Below are 15,472 nucleotides of genomic sequence, written 5' to 3' on the forward strand. Positions count from 1 at the left end.
ATGGCGAACCTCCGTGCGGGCCTGATCGGCCTGGGCATGATGGGGCGGCACCACGCTCGGGTGCTGGCCTCCCTCGAGGGCGTCGACCTGGTCGCGGTGGCCGACCCGGGCGGTGACAAGTTCAACGTGGCCGGCGGCCGTCCGGTGCACGAGAACATCGAGCAGCTGATCGCCGAGAAGCTCGACTACTGCATGGTCGCGGTGCCGACGCAGTACCACGCCGAGATCGCCAAGGCGCTGGCCGAGGCCGGCGTGCACGCGATGATCGAGAAGCCGCTGGCCGGCTCCTCGTCCGAGGCGACCGAGATCGCGAAGGCGTTCGAGGCGGCCGGCCTGGTCGGTGCGGTCGGTCACATCGAGCGGTACAACCCGGCGCTGCAGGCGCTGCGGGTGCGCCTGGAGGCCGGCGAGCTGGGTGACATCTACCAGATCACCACCCGCCGCCAGGGCCCGTTCCCGGCCCGGATCGCCGACGTCGGCGTGGTGCTCGACCTGGCCACCCACGACATCGACCTGACCGCTTGGGTGACGCAGTCGCCGTTCGTGACGGTGGCCGCGCAGAGCGCCCACAAGTCCGGCCGGCAGTACGAGGACCTGATCGCGGTGACCGGCAAGCTGGCCGACGGCACCGTGACCAGCCACCTGGTCAACTGGCTGTCGCCGATGAAGGAGCGTCTCACCGTCGTCACGGGTGAGAAGGGCGCGTTCATCGCCGACACCCTGCTCGCGGACCTGTCCTTCCACGCCAACGGCACGGTTGCCACCGCCTGGGACGACGTCGCGCACTTCCGCGGTGTCAGCGAGGGCGACATGATCCGGTACGCGATCAGCAAGCCGGAGCCGCTGAAGACCGAGCACGAGGCCTTCCGGGACGCCGTCCTGGGCAAGGAGGCCGACATCGTCACGCTGCAGCAGGGTCTGCGGACCGTTGCGGTGGCCGAGGCCGTGATCCAGTCGGCCGCCGAGGACCGCACGATCAAGATCGCCGGGGAGTCCGCGCAGTCATGAAGGTTCTGAGTGTTGTCGGGGCTCGCCCACAGTTCGTGAAGCTGGCGCCGGTCGCGGAGGCCTTTGCCGCGACCGAGCACCAGCACGTGATCGTGCACACCGGGCAGCACTACGACAAGAACATGTCCGACGTGTTCTTCGCCGACCTGCGCATCCCGGACCCGGACGTCCACCTGGGCGTCGGGTCCGGCAGCCACGGCGTCCAGACCGGCGCGATGCTGGCCGCGATGGACGCCGTACTGGACGAGCACAAGCCGGACTGGGTGCTGGTGTACGGCGACACGAACTCGACGCTCGCCGGCACGCTGTCCGCGGTCAAGATGCACCTGCCGGTCGCGCACCTCGAGGCCGGCCTGCGCTCCTTCAACCGGCTGATGCCGGAGGAGCACAACCGGGTGCTCACCGACCACGCCGCCGACCTTCTGCTCGCGCCGACCCAGGTAGCGATGGACCACCTGGCGAACGAGGGTCTGAAGGACAGGTCGCGGCTGGTCGGCGACGTGATGACGGATGTCTGCTTCCGGGTCCGCGACGCGGTCCAGGACAAGCCGCTGGACCTTCCGTTCAAGCGCGGTGAGTACGTCGTCTCGACCATCCACCGGGCCGAGAACACCGACGACCCGGCGCGGCTGGCCGGGATCGTCGAGGGTCTCGCGTCGGCCGGCGTGCCGGTGCTGCTGCTGGCCCACCCGCGGCTGGTCGCGAAGTGCGCGGAGCACGGCATCAAGCTGGAGCGTCCGGACGGTTCGCTGCACGTCCGGGAGCCGCTGGCGTACCCGGAGATGGTCGCCGCCGTGCTCGGTTCGGCCGGCGTGGTGACGGACTCCGGCGGTCTCCAGAAGGAGGCCTTCCTGCTCGGCCGGGTGTGCACCACGCTGCGCACCGAGACCGAGTGGGTCGAGACGCTGGAGGGCGGATGGAACGCGTTGACATCCGACGTGAGTAAGCTGCCCGAGTTGGCCGCACGGCCGGCTCCCACGGGGGAACGCCCGATGCCCTACGGCGACGGTCACGCTGCTGAGCGTGTCGTTGCCACTCTCGCGGAGTAACTACATGACGAAGGCCGCCGAAGAGAACAAGACGCCGCCGACCCAGGAAGCCCAGGGGTCGGTGGACGCGTCGACTCCGCCTCCCGGTGCGCCGGTCAGTGCCTTCCCCGGGGAGTCCGGCACACCGCCGCCCGCCTCCAGCGGACGGTTGCCACGAGTCGAGTCGCTCACCGGCCTGCGCTGGTGGGCGGCCTTCTTCGTGTTCTGCCACCACATGACCCAGCTGGCGCCGCTGCCGATCTACGACTTCCTGAAGTACGGCACCTCGGGCGTCACGTTCTTCTTCGTGCTGTCCGGTTTCGTGCTCACCTGGTCTGCCCAGAAGGGCACGAAGATCCGGACGTTCTACCGGCGCCGGTTCGCCCGGATCTTCCCGCTGTACTTCCTCACGCTGGTCGCGGCGTTCTTCGTCTTCTACCGCGTCGACCCGCCGGCCGGGATGTCGTGGATCAAGCCGATCTCGGTGTCCGTGCTCGTGCTGTCGGCGTTCCTGCTGCACGGCTGGTCGAACAACCCGACCATCCTGTACGGCGGAAACCCGGCCGGCTGGACGCTGTCGGTGGAGGCGTTCTTCTACGCGTACTTCCCGTTCGTCTGGCGGGCCACACAGCGGCTGAAGACGATCGGCGGCCTGGTCCTGTGTGTCGTGGTGATCGTGGTCGGCGGAGCGTACCGGTTGGCGTTGTTCCACTATCCGCACGACGTGCCGATCCTGCCGCAACCGGTGCTGCACTCGATCGCGTTCCTGTTCGGCATCGGTCTGGCGATCGCGCTGCGGTCCGGCTGGAAGCCGCGGATCCCGGTGTGGTTCGCGTTCGCGGTCACGATCGGCGGCCTGCTCCTGCTGTGGTACTCCGGTGCACACCCGGCCAAGGTCCCCGGCGCGATCACCATGGGCCTGTGCCAGAAGGAACTCCTGACGTTCCTGTACGGCTTCCTGATCCTCGCGGTCGCGGCCCGCGACATCCGCGGCGGGCGGTCACTGCTGCGCAGCAAGCCGATGGTCGCGCTCGGCCAGTGGTCGTACGCGTTCTACCTGGTGCACGCCACCATCATGTACGCGATCAAGGAGCAGCACGGCGTGGCCGGCCCGATCGGCTGGTCCAACCTGACGTGGTACGCCGGTGTCCTCGTCCTCTCGATCTTTGCCTCGTGGCTGCTCTACAAGTTCGTCGAGCACCCGCTGGAACGGAAGCTCCGGGGCCCCCGATGAAGAATCACTACCTAGTGGAGAACCTGTGCGTGTCAGTGTTGTTGCCTTAGGCAAGATCGGATTGCCGTTGGCGGTCCAGTTCGCGGCCAAGGGCCATCAGGTCGTCGGCGTCGACATCAACGAGAAGTTCGTCGAGTTGGTGAACGCCGGCCAGGAGCCGTTCCCGGGTGAGGCGCACCTGCAGGAACTGCTCGCCGAGACCGTGGCCGACGGCCGCCTGCGGGCGACCACGGACTACGCGGACGCGATCCCGAACAGCGATGCGGTCGTCGTGGTCGTGCCGCTGTTCGTGGACGAGAAGACCGGTGAGCCCGAGTTCGGCTGGATGGAGAACGCGACCCGTTCGCTGGCCGAGCACCTCACTCCCGGCACCCTGGTCAGCTACGAGACCACGCTGCCGGTCGGCACCACCCGCAGCCGGTGGAAGCCGATGATCGAGGAGATCTCCGGCCTGACCGAGGGCACCGACTTCCACCTGGTGTTCTCGCCGGAGCGGGTGCTCACCGGCCGGGTCTTCGCGGACCTGCGCAAGTACCCGAAGCTGGTCGGCGGTCTGTCCGAGGAGGGCGCGAAGCGCGCCATCGCCTTCTACGAGGCGGTGCTGGACTTCGACGAGCGTCCCGACCTGCCACGCGCGAACGGCGTCTGGGACCTCGGCTCGGCCGAGGCGTCCGAGCTGGCGAAGCTGGCCGAGACCACCTACCGCGACGTGAACATCGGCCTGGCGAACCAGTTCGCCCGGTTCGCCGGCCAGAACGGCATCGACGTACACGCCGTGATCGAGGCGTCGAACTCGCAGCCGTACAGCCACATCCACCGGCCCGGTATCGCGGTCGGCGGCCACTGCATCCCGGTGTATCCGCGGCTGTACCTGTGGACCGACCCGGAGGCAACCGTTGTCCGGGCCGCCCGCGAGGCGAACGCCGGCATGCCGGACTACACCATCGGCCTGCTCGAGGGCGCCTTCGGCGACCTGAAGGGCGCGAAGGTGGTCGTGCTCGGCGCGGCGTACCGCGGTGGCGTGAAGGAGACGGCGTTCTCCGGGGTCTTCCCGGCCGTGGCGGCGCTGAAGGCGCGCGGCGCGGAGGTCTCCGTGCACGACCCGCTGTACACCGACGAGGAGCTCCAGGGTCTCGGCTTCACGCCGTACACGCTGGGTACGCCGGTGGACGCGGCCGTGCTGCAGGCGGACCACGCGGACTACGCGCAGCTGAGCCCGGCCGACCTGCCGGGTGTGCAGGTGCTCGTCGACGGTCGTGACCGCACCGACCCGGCTCGCTGGGCCGGCGTGCGGCGGATTGTGATCGGAAGGTCGGTCAGCCAGTGACAACTGCCGACCTGCGGGTCGTGATGATGGTCGCGAACGACGTCACCAACGACAGTAGGGTCCGCAAAGAGGCCGCAGCACTGGCCGAGACCGGAGCAGAGGTAACTGTGCTCGGGGTCTCGGCCAGCGGCCTGCCGTCGAGGGAGATGCTCGACGGTGCGCTGATCGTCCGGGTGGCGGTGCCCTTCGCACTGCGTGAGGAGCGGAAACGAAGCCGCACGGCACGCCGCGACTGGCGACCGCCGTTGGTGGGGTACAAGCACCGCACGACCTACGTGTCGCGGAGCCAGCGGATCCAGGCCGAGCTCAAGGAGCTCAAGGCCGATTCCGGGCACGCGATCGCGCGGGCCAAGGCGGGGCAGGGAAATCCGCTCAAGTTCAAGGCCGGCGTCGGCACCCGGCTGCTCCGCCGGGCGCGCTGGAAGGCCGCCGAGCGGGCCACCTGGGTCCGCAAGGGTGTGGGCAACAAGGCCGATACGCCGTTCAAGTTCAGCTGGCGGGTGTACGACGGTGTGCTGCACCGGATGCCCTGGCCGGCGCCGTGGCGCAAGCTGCACCCGGAAGCGCTGGACCTGGAGATCGCGTTCGGCGACCTGATCGACCGCCTCGAGCCGGACGTGGTGCACGCGCACGACATGCACGTGATCGGTGTCGCGACCCGCGCCGCCGGCCGGGCGAAGCTGCGGGGCCGCACGCTGAAGGTCGTGTACGACGCGCACGAGTACGTCGCCGGCCTGTCGCAGTACGGCGCGCGCACCCGGCGTTCGATCGCGGCCTGGGCCAACCACGAGCGCGAGTACATCGGCGACGCGGATCGGGTGATCACCGTCAGCCCTGCGATCGCGTCCCGGTTGCGAAGCGAGCACAAGCTCAAGCACGAGCCGACCGTCGTGATGAACACGCCGAACCCTGCTGACGTGTCGGTCGAGGTGTCCGACATTCGCAGCCAGATCGGTCTTGCTTCGGATGTGCCGCTGCTGGTCTACAGCGGTGGCGTGACCCGGGCGCGTGGCATCCACACCGCCGTACAGGCGCTGGTGGACCTGCCCGACGTTCATCTGGCCGTTGTCTGCGTGCCTGGTGTGGCAACGGACGCCGTGCGTGAGCTGCAGGCGCAGGCGGTGCAGCTGGAGGTGCAGGACCGCCTGCACTGCCTGGACCCGGTGAAGCCGGACGAGGTGGTCGCGTTCCTGCGGACCGCCGACGTCGGGCTGATCCCGATCCTGCGCTACCCGAGCCACGAGATGGCACTGCCGAACAAACTGTTCGAGTACGCCTTCGCGGGCCTGCCTGTGGTGGTCAGCGACATGCCGAGCATGAAGGAGTTCGTCGACCGGACCCGGATCGGCGAGGTCTTCACAGCGGCGAACGCGCACGACCTCGCGACCAAGGTCCGCACGGTGCTCGGTGACCTGGACAACTACCGCGAGCGGGTCGTCGACCCGACGTACCAGCAGGAAGTTTCCTGGTCCGGGCAGGCGGCCAAGCTGCGGGCGGTGTACGCCGAGCTGACCGGGCGCGAGCTCGAGGTGATCCGGCCGGGCGGGCGGATCAAGAAGACCGGGAGGCACCTGCTGCTCGGTCCGGTCAACAGCGCCGGCCAGGCGTGGTTGTGGGCGACCGCACTCGAGCGCGAGGTCCCGGACATCAAGGCGGAGTCCTTGACCACGGGCAGCGGCGCGTTCGACTTCCGGGTGCACCGGACGGGCACCTACCGGCAGTACCGGTCCGACCTGCGCTGGCAGCTGGAGCTGACGGCGTACGCGTTGCGTGAGGTCACCCACGTGCTGTTCGAGGCGGGCCGGCCGATGTTCGGCCAGCAGCGCGGGCAGATGTGGACGACCGACGTACCGATGCTGGACCAGGCCGGGATCCGGCACGGTCTGGTGTTCCACGGGTCGGAGATCCGCGACCCGGAGCAGCACCGGGCGCAGTACCGCTACTCGCCGTTCCGCAACCCCGACGACGAGCTGACCCAGCGCCTGCAGGCCGCGAACAACCTGATGCGCCGGCACCTCGACGGCTACAACGGCCCGATCTTCGTCACCACGCCGGACCTGCTCGAGTTCGTCGAGAACGGGATCTGGCTGCCGCTGGCCGTCGACGCGGAGGGATTCACGTCGACCCAGCCGGTGCTCGAGCGGGAGGTGCCGGTGGTGCTGCACGCACCGTCGGCGTCTGCCTTGAAGGGATCGGCGTACGTCGACCCGGTACTGACGGACCTGGATGCACGAGGCCTGATCAAGTACAACCGGGTCCAGGGCGTGCCGCACGCGGAGCTCGCCGAGATGGTGAAGAGCGCCGACATCGTGGTCGACCAGCTGCTGCTCGGCTCGTACGGCGTGTTCGCCTGCGAGGCGATGGCGGCCGGCCGGGTCACCGTCGGGCACATCGCCGACCCGGTGCGCGATCTGCTGCCGACCGACCTGCCGATCGCCGAGGCGACGCCGGACGACCTGTCGGAGGTGATCGAGCGGCTCGTCGCCGAGCGCGACACGGCCCGCAAGATCGCCGACGCCGGACCGTCGTTCGTGCGGGACCTGCACGACGGGCGGAAGTCGGTCGAGGTACTGCTGCCGTTCCTGAACAACGAGCTCAACTTCGACAACGAGCTCGGCGACGAGACCGGGGCCGGCGGCGAGTAAGTGCGGATTCTGATGATCGCGCAGTCCCCGATCGCCGGGGACTCGCGCATCCTGCGGGAGGCCACGGCGCTGGCCGCGGCCGGTCACACGCTGCACGTGATCGGCCGCGACGTCCCCGATGGGTTCGAGGTGGGCCCGGGGATCACGGTGGAGTCGGTCTCCCGCTCCTCCGGTCTGCGGAGCGGGAACGGCGGTCTGGCCGTCGGGCACGGGCGGAGCGGACCGAAGGTGCTGGTTCAGCGGTTCGGCCGGTGGCTGCTGCTGCCGGAGCACCGCAACCGCACCGAGAAGCATTGGCGTACTGCGGCGGCCCCTCGAGTGGCCGCTGCCGGACCGTTCGACGTCGTGCATGCGCATGACTTCAACACACTGGAGCTCGCGGCGGAGTACGCCGGGAAGTGGTCGGCGTCGCTGGTCTACGACAGTCACGAGCTGTGGTTCGATCGTGCGCTCCCGGGTCGGCCGACGCCGTTGTGGCGGGCGCGCGGGCGGCGGTACGAGGTCTCGCTGGCCTCGAAGGCGCGAGTCGTCATCACCGTGTCGGACGGGATCGCGGAGCGGTTGCGGTCGCGGGGCCTTGCGGATGTCCGCGTCGTACGCAACACGTTCCCGCGCGCGGACGACGTACCGCCGGCTCCCGATCGGCCGGAGGGGTTGCTGTACGCCGGACGCGTCGGCGCCGGACGTGATCTGCCGACCGTGGTTGCCGCGGCTCGGCAGCTCGTACCGTTCCGGACGGTGCTGATGGGGTCGGTGGATCCCAACTATCGCTTGGATCTGGGCCCGGTGGAGACCGTCGCCGAACGCTCGATCGACGAGGTCGACGACACGCTGCGGTCCTACGGGATCTCGCTGGTGACGTTGACGAACACCTGCGAGAACCACCGCCTCGCGCTCCCCAACAAGCTCTTCCACGCCGTCCGCGCCGGCGTGCCGGTCGTGGCAGCCGACCTCCCAGAACTGCGCGCGGTCGTCACCCAGTACAAACTCGGCGGCCTCTACGAGCCCGGCAACGCGCAGTCCCTGACCGCCGCAGTCCGCACGGTGATCGAGAACTACAGCACCTACACCGACGGCGTCCGCGCAGCAGCCGCGGAACTCAACTGGGAACACGACGCAGCCACCCTGGTCGCTGCCTACGCGGAACTGTCATAACTTTCGGCGTTCTCCACGCATCAAGGTGACTGAGGGGGCGCCATGAAGCGACGGATTACGGCTTTGGCCGGAGGGGCTGCGCTTGCGGCCGCTGCGTTAGTGCCGACGAACGCACAAGCAGCCGGGGACAGCGCAACAGCTGTCTGCAACGTGCCGCTGGGATCGGTGACGGCGACCGGTGGGCAGCGGAACTTCACTGTGACCGCGAACCTCCCGCCGACGATCGAGCAGGGAAAGACTCTCGCTGTCTATCAGCCCGGGCAGGTCCGGCTCAGCGCCCGGCAGACGTCCGAGCCAGGACCGGGAGGCGACGACCGCTACGGGTATGTCGTCATCGGCGACGCGCTGTACTCCAGCGGCTACCGCACCACGATGACCGGTGACCTCGACCCTGAGAACCCACCAGGGCTCGGCCGGATCGGCGGCGGCTGGACCAATTTCACCGCGATCGAGCTCGCCGACTACGCAAGCCAACCGCTCGGCAACATTCACCACACCGTGCTCTACGGACTGCGCAACGACGGCGTCCTGTTCCGCTGGAACCAGGTGAGCCGCGGACTGCGGGCCAACGGCTCGTACCCGGGTTTCGCGTCGGTCAAATCGATGGCGCTGATCGCGAAGACACCGACGTACGACACCTTCCTGGCCAACACCCGGGGCGGCGCGCTGTACACGATCCGGATTCCGTTGACCTCGCCGATGAAGCCGATCGTGACACCGGTCCGAACGCGCACCTGGCAGGGTTTCGAGACGCTGTCCGCGATGGCGTGCGGCAAGAACGGCACGCTGCTGCTGGGCATCGACAAGGACTCCAAGACCGCCAACCTGTACGCCGTCGGCCACGCGAACGGCACTGCGACGGTGATCCAGTCCCGCGGGCTGGTGCCTGGCACCTTCGACGACCCGGCCTATTTCCGCTGGGTCCCGATCTCGATCTTCGACATCGCCAACGGCGATTGAGCCGCAACCTTTCGTGCCCGCGCTGTATCAGAGGGTGTGAAAGGGGTGGACATGAATCGACGACTAACTGCCTTGGCCGGTAGCGCGGTGCTCGCGCTGACCGCATTGATGCCCGCTGCTGCCCACGCGCAGGGGACGGCGAAACCTGACCCGACCAAGCCGGGGGCGAAGGTGCCCGGCACCAGCAAGAAGATCACCGCCGCGCAGGCCAACGCCTGCTTCGTCTGGCAGGGCGGGGTGACCGCGAGCGGCGGGCACCACTTCGCGGACCCGACCGCGACGACGCCGCCGCAGGTGCCGGACAACTGGACCACCGCCGGGGTGTACAGCCCCGGGCAGGTCCGGTTGAGTGCTCGCCAGACGATCGAGCCGGACATCTCCGGCACCGATCGCTACGGGTACGTCGTGATCGGCGACGCGCTCTACTACAGCTACTACCAGGGGTACGAAGACGGGACCATCGACAACCGCGGGCTGTCCCGGGTCGGCGGCGGCTGGGGCAGCTTCACGTTCCTGGAGACCTCGGACTACGAGAGCCCGGACAACGGTACGAAGAAGATCTACCGCTCGACGTCGTACGCGCTGCGCAACGACGGCGTGCTGTACCGCTGGGACATCGGCGGGAAGGGCTGGCGGTCCACCGGCTCGTATCCGGGCTTCTCCTCGGTCAAGACGATGACGCTGATCGCCAAGACGCCGACGTACGACACGTTCCTCGCGAACACCCGCGGCGGGGCGCTCTACACGATCCGGATCCCGTCGGCGTCACCGATGAAGCCGATCGTGACGCAGGTGCGGACGCGGACCTGGCAGGGCTTCGAGACGCTGTCCGCGATGGGCTGCGGTCAGTACGGCAACCTGCTGCTCGCCATCGACAAGGACACCAAGAAGAGCTACCTGTACGCGGTCGGGCACGCGAACGGCCTGTCCACGGTCATCCAGTCGCGCGGCGAGGTCCCGGCGACCCTGGACGACCCGGTCAGCTTCCGCTGGGTCACCATCCCCGTCTACGACACCGCCAACGGCGACTGACCCCTTCGAGCCGAGATCCAGGCTTCGGTGGGTGGGTCGGCCGGGGTGTAGGTGATGACGTGCTGGCTGTTGTTGCCGGGGAGTTGGAGGGACTCGAGGGAGAAGGTCAGTCGGCCGGCCTCGGGGTGGTTCAAGGTCTTCGGGCAGTGGGAGCGGTTCTGGACATTCTGGGAGAGCCAGAACCGCTCGAAGTCGGGGCTGGCGGTGCGGAGTTCGTCTACTAGCGCCGCCAGCTCCGCGTCCTCGGCGTACTCGGCCGATGCGCGTCGGAGCAGCGCGACCGCGTCCTGCGCGACGGTCTCCCAGTCCACGTAGTACTCCCGCGAACGCGGGTCGAGGAAGTAGAGGCGGGCCAGGTTGCGCCGGCGCGGGTCCTCGAAGTCGGCGATCACCGCGGTCGCGCCGGAGTTCCAGGCGAGCACGTTGCTCAGCCGGTCGACGACGATCGCCGGCACATCCTGCATCGCGTCCAGCATCGCCTGCAGTTGCGGGCGGACGGCTGCCTTCGGGGGTACGGCGGGTGGCGCCGCGCACGCCAGCGACCGGAGATGATCGCGCTCGGCCTGGTCCATCCGCAGTGCATCGGCGACCGCGGTCAGCACCGCGACCGACGGATTCCCGGCCCGGCCTTGCTCGAGCCGAATGTAGTAGTCGACGCTCACGTTCGCCAGCAGTGCGACTTCTTCCCGGCGGAGGCCCGACACGCGGCGATCCGGGCCGGGCCGCAAGCCGACGTCATCAGGGCGCACCGCGCCCGTCTGGTCTGCAGGAACTCACCCAACGCGCTCACCGGTCCAGTATCCCCGGCAGAATCAAACGACTGGGTAGTACTGCCAGACCTACGGTCGAAGCGGATCTTCTGAGCCGGCCCGGTCCGGCGGACTGTGGAGCCATGAGTACTTCACGCATCGCACTCGTCACCGGCGCCGCCAGCGGAATCGGCGCCGCCATCGCCACCCGTCTCGCCGCCGATGGCGCATCCGTCGCACTGCTCGCGCGCCGCCGTGACCGCCTCGAGAAGGTCGCGGCGGAGATCGCCGAGGCCGGCGGTACGGCGCTCGTCGTACCGGCGGATGTCACCTCCGAGGAGTCCGTGGCGGAGGCGGCGGCCCTGGTGCAGGAACGTTTCGGGGACCTCGACCTGCTGGTGAACAACGCCGGGCTGATGTCGGTGGTCCCGTTCGCGGACGGTCCGGTCGGCGACTGGCGTCGTACCGTCGAGGTCAATCTCACCGGGGTCATCACCGTCACGCACGCGTTCCTGCCGGCCTTGCGCAGGGCGGCCACGACCCGGACGACCGACCTGATCAACGTGTCCTCGCTGGCCGCCGGCCGATTCAACCCGGGCATGGCAGCGTACGGCGCCTCGAAGGCGGGCGTCACCCACCTGACCCGGACGCTGCGCGCCGAGCTCGCCGGTGAGGGCATCCGGGTGACCAACCTCGAACCCGGCATGATCGACGGGACCGAACTGGCCGACAGCTTCCCCGCCGACCTGCGATCGATGGTCGACGACCTCCGCAGCAGCCTCCCCGCCGTACCGGTGAGTGAAGTCGCCGAGCTCGTCGCGTACGTCGTCAACCGCCCCCGCGACGTGAACCTCCCGCACCTGATCATCCAACCGTCGAAGGAGATCTAGCCTCAGACCACGAGGTGTAGTTTCACCGCGGCCACGCCGATCTCGACCCGTTGGCCCCAGGTCACCGCGAGAGTGTCGGACTCGATGCCGTCGCCGAAGACGACCAGGTCGGACTCGGCCGTGATCGTCAGCGAATCCGGTGCCTTGAGCAACCCTTCGGTGACGTCGGTGCCGGTCGCCGGCGACGGCCAGGCCTCGCGTACGAACCAGCACAGCATGGGATCCGTCGGCGCGGGCAGCCCGAGCGGACTGCGCCGTTCCTGCCAGGCCGATCGGCACCAGCCGGTCGATCCGGTCCCGGTGCCGACCAAAATCCCGGACGACGACTGCCGCTCGGGCAGGCCGTCCGGCGAGCTCAGGCGGTACCGCGCGGACTGGTGCGTACGGTGGCCGACGTACACCTCGTTCAGCGCCACGAGTTGCTGACCGTCATCGGTGCTCGCGGCAACCATCGTCCGCTCGGCGACCGTCCGGGTGACGAGCAGATCCGCGATCGCGTCCGGTTCGTGCGGCACGAGTACGCCGGGGTTGCGGGCCGGCTCGGGGTTGATGCCGATCACCGGCTGCCCGTCCAGGTACTTCGCGACGTTGGCGACCAGACCGTCCTGACCGACCGCGATCACCACGTCCTCCGGCCCGAACCCGAACCGGTCAAGATCGTTGCGTTCGGCAACAGTCCGGCGCCAGTCCAGCGGGATCGCCGCCGACACCGTGGCGAGCGCGTCCTGCTGCGCCTGGTGCCGCGCGTCGAGCTCGGCCAGGTCTCGCCCGCGCCCGGCGAGGAAGAACCCGGCCTGCTGCCGTGTCCCGTGCCGGGCAACCAACTCGGTCAGCTCGGTCACCCGATGCACGATCACCGCCCTAGGTGGAAGGCTCATCGGGTTTCGGTCAACTTCGTCAGCAGCGGGGTGATCAGATCCGGCGTCAGGTTCAGCGTGCCGATCTCCGGCAGGGCTCCCTGCTTGATCGCCATCGCCAGGATCGTCCCCTGGTCCAGCTCGGCGTACGCATCCAGCAGTGCCTTCTCCGCGGCCGCCTCCGCCGCGCCGATGACCCGCTTGGCGTCGGCCTCGGCCTGGCTCAGCGTCCGCTGCTGGCTGGCCGCCGCCTCGGTCGTGATCGCCTCGGCCGCCACGGCCTCGGTGGCCCGCAGACGCTCGTTCTGACCGCGCTGGTTGACCAGTTGCTCCTCGCGCCGGGCGAGCTCGATCTGGTTCTGCAGTTCGTTCTCCGCGATCGACCGCTCGCGCTCGACCGCCATCGCGCGACGCTCGTACGTCGCCTTGTCCGCGGCCTGCTGCACCATCTCGCGCGTGGGAGTCTGCAGCGCCTTCTCGACGTCACGCTCGGCCCGGACCGCGACCACGCGGACATCCTCGACGCCGATGCCGAGCCCGGTCAGGCGCTGATCCTCACGCAGCCCGACGCCGACCGCCTGACGCAGCGACGTCATGCCCTCGGACAGCGCTTCGGTGAGCGTCATCCGGGCCAGCAGGTCAAGCGCGGTTTGCTGTGCGAGCTCGGTCAGCAGACCGCCGAGCTGCTCCAGCGGGGTGGCTCGCCAGAGCCCGGTGTCGGGGTCGATCCCGAAGTCGAGGCGGCTCGAGGCCAGCGCCGGATCGGTGACGCGGTACGTCACGCTCGCCTGCACGGCGACGTCCTGGAAGTCCTGCGTGCGGCCGTGGAACAGCAGCGGCTGCTCGCGGTCGTCGATCGGGATCTCGCTCAGCGACGAGTTCAGCGCCCGGAACCAGAACGCCTGGCCGGCGCCGTCGTGCGCGACCTTGCCGTTGCGCAGGTGCCGCACGTGGGTGGTGGGGTTCGCTCGCAGGTGGCTGATGAAGCGGAACCGGGTGATGTCTGCCATCTCTTCGTTCTCCTTGTCGTCACAATGACGATAAGGGTCGGGATGACTTCTCGTCAAGATGACGATTAGAGTGGGTTCCATGGATTTCGAACCGCTCGGCCTGGCCACCGATCTGGTCATCCTGACGGTGCGCGACGGTCGCCTCCAGGTGCTGCTGATCCGGCGCGGCATCGCGCCGTACCAGGGTCGCTGGGCGCTGCCCGGTGGGTTCGTGCGGCCGGACGAGGACCTGGAGACGACCGCGCGCCGCGAGCTCGCGGAGGAGACCGGGCTGTCCTCGGAGCGCATCCACCTCGAGCAGGTCGCGACGTACGGCGCTCCTGATCGCGACCCGCGCGGCCGGGTGGTCAGCGTCGCGTACCTGGCCCTGGTCCCGGACCTGCCCGCGCCAGTGGCCGGATCGGACGCAGCATCGGCGAACTGGGTCGATGTCGCCGACGTCGACGCCGGGCGGCTGGCGTTCGACCATCACCGGATCCTCGCGGACGGGGTGGAGCGGGCCCGCGCCAAGCTCGAGTACTCGCCGCTCGCGACCGCGTTCTGCCCGCCGGAGTTCACGATCTCCGAGCTGCGCGGGATCTACGAGGCGGTCTGGGGTACTCCGCTCGACCCACGCAACTTCCACCGCAAGGTCACCAAGACCACCGACTTCGTCGAACCCGCCGGCACCACCACAACCCGCGACGGCGGCCGCCCCGCCCAACTATTCCACCGCGGCACCGCCACAACCCTCCATCCCCCCATGACCCGCTCCTGACCGCTCGCCTTGACCTCGAGTCGGCTTGAGGTGCTTGCCTGACGCCCATGACATTCGCCGGACGACACGTCCTGATCACCGGAGCTGGGCGTGACACCGGGCGGAAGCTTGCCCTCGCATTTGCCGCTGGTGGTGCCCACGTGCTCGCAACCGCTCGTACCCGGTCCGCCGCCGAGGGGACGGTCGCGCTGATCCATGCAGCGGGCGGTACGGCGACTGCCGCCGTACTCGACCTCTCCGACCCGGCGTCGATCGAGCAGCTACCCGTCGACCGCCTCGACGTCCTCGTCAACAGCGGCGCGCGGTACCTCGGTGCTCAGGCGACCCCGGAAGACATCACCGACACGATGGCCGGAGCGGCAACCGGCACCATCCTGTTGACCGAGCGACTGCTCCCGCTCCTCCGAGCCTCAGACCGCCCCGACATCGTCAATCTGATCTCGGCCGCCGGCGAGACCGGTCAGCACCGCTCAGAAGCCCACGCAGCCTTCTACGCCGCAAAACGCGCCCAGGCCGGCTACGCCGAGATCTTGTCCGAGCGTCTACGCCCGGAGGGAATCCGAGTGATCTCCCTCTTCCCACCAGACTTCGTCCAAACCGGCCCCCGCCAAGCCGCCGCCGACCTCACCGCCGACTCCGTCGTCGACTGCGTGCTCTTCGCCATCAACCAACCCCGCGACTGCTTCATAAGCGCCTTCCACTTCGAACAGCCAGCTCCCCGGCCGTGATCAGGTCGCTGCGGTGCCCTCCGCCGAGTCGTGGCGATTGGCTGCTGCCCCAAACCCCGAGTCGTGGATCGCGGCAGATTTTCAGAGCCGAT

At 69.0% G+C, this 15,472-nt stretch carries 14 protein-coding genes; 11 read left to right on the plus strand and 3 right to left on the minus strand.

All coding sequences use genetic code 11. The annotated features are described in order from the left end of the window. The 8 genes from OHA18_RS16975 to OHA18_RS17010 are packed head-to-tail and all read left to right on the plus strand — an operon-like array spanning position 1 to position 10,389. Complete coding sequence (locus OHA18_RS16975) at positions 1-1,008, plus strand: Gfo/Idh/MocA family protein (RefSeq protein WP_329005069.1); 1,008 nt, start codon at positions 1-3, stop codon at positions 1,006-1,008. Further along, the gene (wecB, locus tag OHA18_RS16980; RefSeq protein WP_329005070.1) at positions 1,005-2,057 is read left to right on the plus strand and encodes a non-hydrolyzing UDP-N-acetylglucosamine 2-epimerase; all 1,053 of its coding nucleotides are present in this window, start codon (positions 1,005-1,007) and stop codon (positions 2,055-2,057) included. The genes OHA18_RS16975 and wecB overlap by 4 nt, the downstream gene beginning before the upstream one ends. Before the next feature lie 4 nt (positions 2,058-2,061). Further along, positions 2,062-3,270: an acyltransferase family protein gene (locus OHA18_RS16985; protein ID WP_329005071.1), complete on the plus strand. Its 1,209-nt coding sequence runs from the start codon at positions 2,062-2,064 to the stop codon at positions 3,268-3,270. A 25-nt stretch (positions 3,271-3,295) separates the two neighbouring features. Beyond that, positions 3,296-4,597: a nucleotide sugar dehydrogenase gene (locus OHA18_RS16990; protein WP_329005072.1), complete on the plus strand. Its 1,302-nt coding sequence runs from the start codon at positions 3,296-3,298 to the stop codon at positions 4,595-4,597. Beyond that, positions 4,594-7,242 (plus strand): glycosyltransferase family 4 protein, encoded by a 2,649-nt coding sequence (locus OHA18_RS16995; protein ID WP_329005073.1) that lies wholly within the window; start codon positions 4,594-4,596, stop codon positions 7,240-7,242. Before OHA18_RS16990 ends, OHA18_RS16995 begins: the two co-directional genes overlap by 4 nt. A 12-nt stretch (positions 7,243-7,254) precedes the next feature. After that, a complete protein-coding gene (locus OHA18_RS17000; protein ID WP_329005074.1) occupies positions 7,255-8,397 on the plus strand; it encodes a glycosyltransferase in 1,143 nt (380 codons plus the stop codon). 42 nt (positions 8,398-8,439) lie between these two features. Continuing rightward, complete coding sequence (locus tag OHA18_RS17005) at positions 8,440-9,357, plus strand: hypothetical protein (protein ID WP_329005075.1); 918 nt, start codon at positions 8,440-8,442, stop codon at positions 9,355-9,357. A gap of 51 nt (positions 9,358-9,408) precedes the next feature. Further along, positions 9,409-10,389: a hypothetical protein gene (locus OHA18_RS17010; RefSeq protein WP_329005076.1), complete on the plus strand. Its 981-nt coding sequence runs from the start codon at positions 9,409-9,411 to the stop codon at positions 10,387-10,389. Here OHA18_RS17010 and OHA18_RS17015 read toward each other — a convergent pair. Next, on the minus strand, positions 10,365-11,093 hold the full coding sequence (locus tag OHA18_RS17015; protein ID WP_329005077.1) for a helix-turn-helix transcriptional regulator: 729 nt from the start codon (positions 11,091-11,093) through the stop codon (positions 10,365-10,367). The two genes, OHA18_RS17010 and OHA18_RS17015, sit on opposite strands and share 25 nt — an antisense overlap. A 188-nt stretch (positions 11,094-11,281) precedes the next feature. Between OHA18_RS17015 and OHA18_RS17020 the strand changes: the two genes are divergently transcribed. Next, positions 11,282-12,028, plus strand: coding sequence for an SDR family oxidoreductase (locus OHA18_RS17020; protein WP_329005078.1), 747 nt, complete (start codon positions 11,282-11,284; stop codon positions 12,026-12,028). Between the two features lie 2 nt (positions 12,029-12,030). On the opposite strand, the gene OHA18_RS17025 is transcribed toward OHA18_RS17020, so the two are convergent. Continuing rightward, positions 12,031-12,870 carry a hypothetical protein gene (locus OHA18_RS17025; RefSeq protein ID WP_329005079.1) on the minus strand — a complete coding sequence of 280 codons (840 nt, stop codon included), beginning with the start codon at positions 12,868-12,870 and terminating at the stop codon, positions 12,031-12,033. A gap of 32 nt (positions 12,871-12,902) precedes the next feature. Beyond that, positions 12,903-13,895, minus strand: a complete 993-nt coding sequence (locus OHA18_RS17030) for an SPFH domain-containing protein (protein WP_329005080.1) — start codon at positions 13,893-13,895, stop codon at positions 12,903-12,905. A gap of 79 nt (positions 13,896-13,974) precedes the next feature. Here OHA18_RS17030 and OHA18_RS17035 point away from each other — a divergent pair, with 79 nt between their 5' ends. After that, positions 13,975-14,652, plus strand: coding sequence for an NUDIX hydrolase (locus OHA18_RS17035; protein WP_329005081.1), 678 nt, complete (start codon positions 13,975-13,977; stop codon positions 14,650-14,652). A 47-nt stretch (positions 14,653-14,699) separates the two neighbouring features. Then, entirely contained in the window at positions 14,700-15,380 is a 681-nt protein-coding gene (locus tag OHA18_RS17040) for an SDR family NAD(P)-dependent oxidoreductase (RefSeq protein ID WP_329005082.1), read from the plus strand. Positions 15,381-15,472 lie beyond the last annotated feature (92 nt).

The sequence above is a fragment of the Kribbella sp. NBC_00709 genome (assembly GCF_036226565.1).
GTDB lineage: Bacteria > Actinomycetota > Actinomycetes > Propionibacteriales > Kribbellaceae > Kribbella.

Bases quoted from the DNA above. Each gene is read 5' to 3' on its own strand.
- OHA18_RS16975 (WP_329005069.1), top strand. From the start codon at position 1: ATGGCGAACCTCCGTGCGGGCCTGATCGGCCTGGGCATGATGGGGCGG.
- wecB (WP_329005070.1), top strand. From the start codon at position 1,005: ATGAAGGTTCTGAGTGTTGTCGGGGCTCGCCCACAGTTCGTGAAGCTG.
- OHA18_RS16985 (WP_329005071.1), top strand. From the start codon at position 2,062: ATGACGAAGGCCGCCGAAGAGAACAAGACGCCGCCGACCCAGGAAGCC.
- OHA18_RS17000 (WP_329005074.1), top strand. From the start codon at position 7,255: ATGATCGCGCAGTCCCCGATCGCCGGGGACTCGCGCATCCTGCGGGAG.
- OHA18_RS17005 (WP_329005075.1), top strand. From the start codon at position 8,440: ATGAAGCGACGGATTACGGCTTTGGCCGGAGGGGCTGCGCTTGCGGCC.
- OHA18_RS17010 (WP_329005076.1), top strand. From the start codon at position 9,409: ATGAATCGACGACTAACTGCCTTGGCCGGTAGCGCGGTGCTCGCGCTG.
- OHA18_RS17020 (WP_329005078.1), top strand. From the start codon at position 11,282: ATGAGTACTTCACGCATCGCACTCGTCACCGGCGCCGCCAGCGGAATC.
- OHA18_RS17030 (WP_329005080.1), bottom strand. From the start codon at position 13,895: ATGGCAGACATCACCCGGTTCCGCTTCATCAGCCACCTGCGAGCGAAC.
- OHA18_RS17035 (WP_329005081.1), top strand. From the start codon at position 13,975: ATGGATTTCGAACCGCTCGGCCTGGCCACCGATCTGGTCATCCTGACG.
- OHA18_RS17040 (WP_329005082.1), top strand. From the start codon at position 14,700: ATGACATTCGCCGGACGACACGTCCTGATCACCGGAGCTGGGCGTGAC.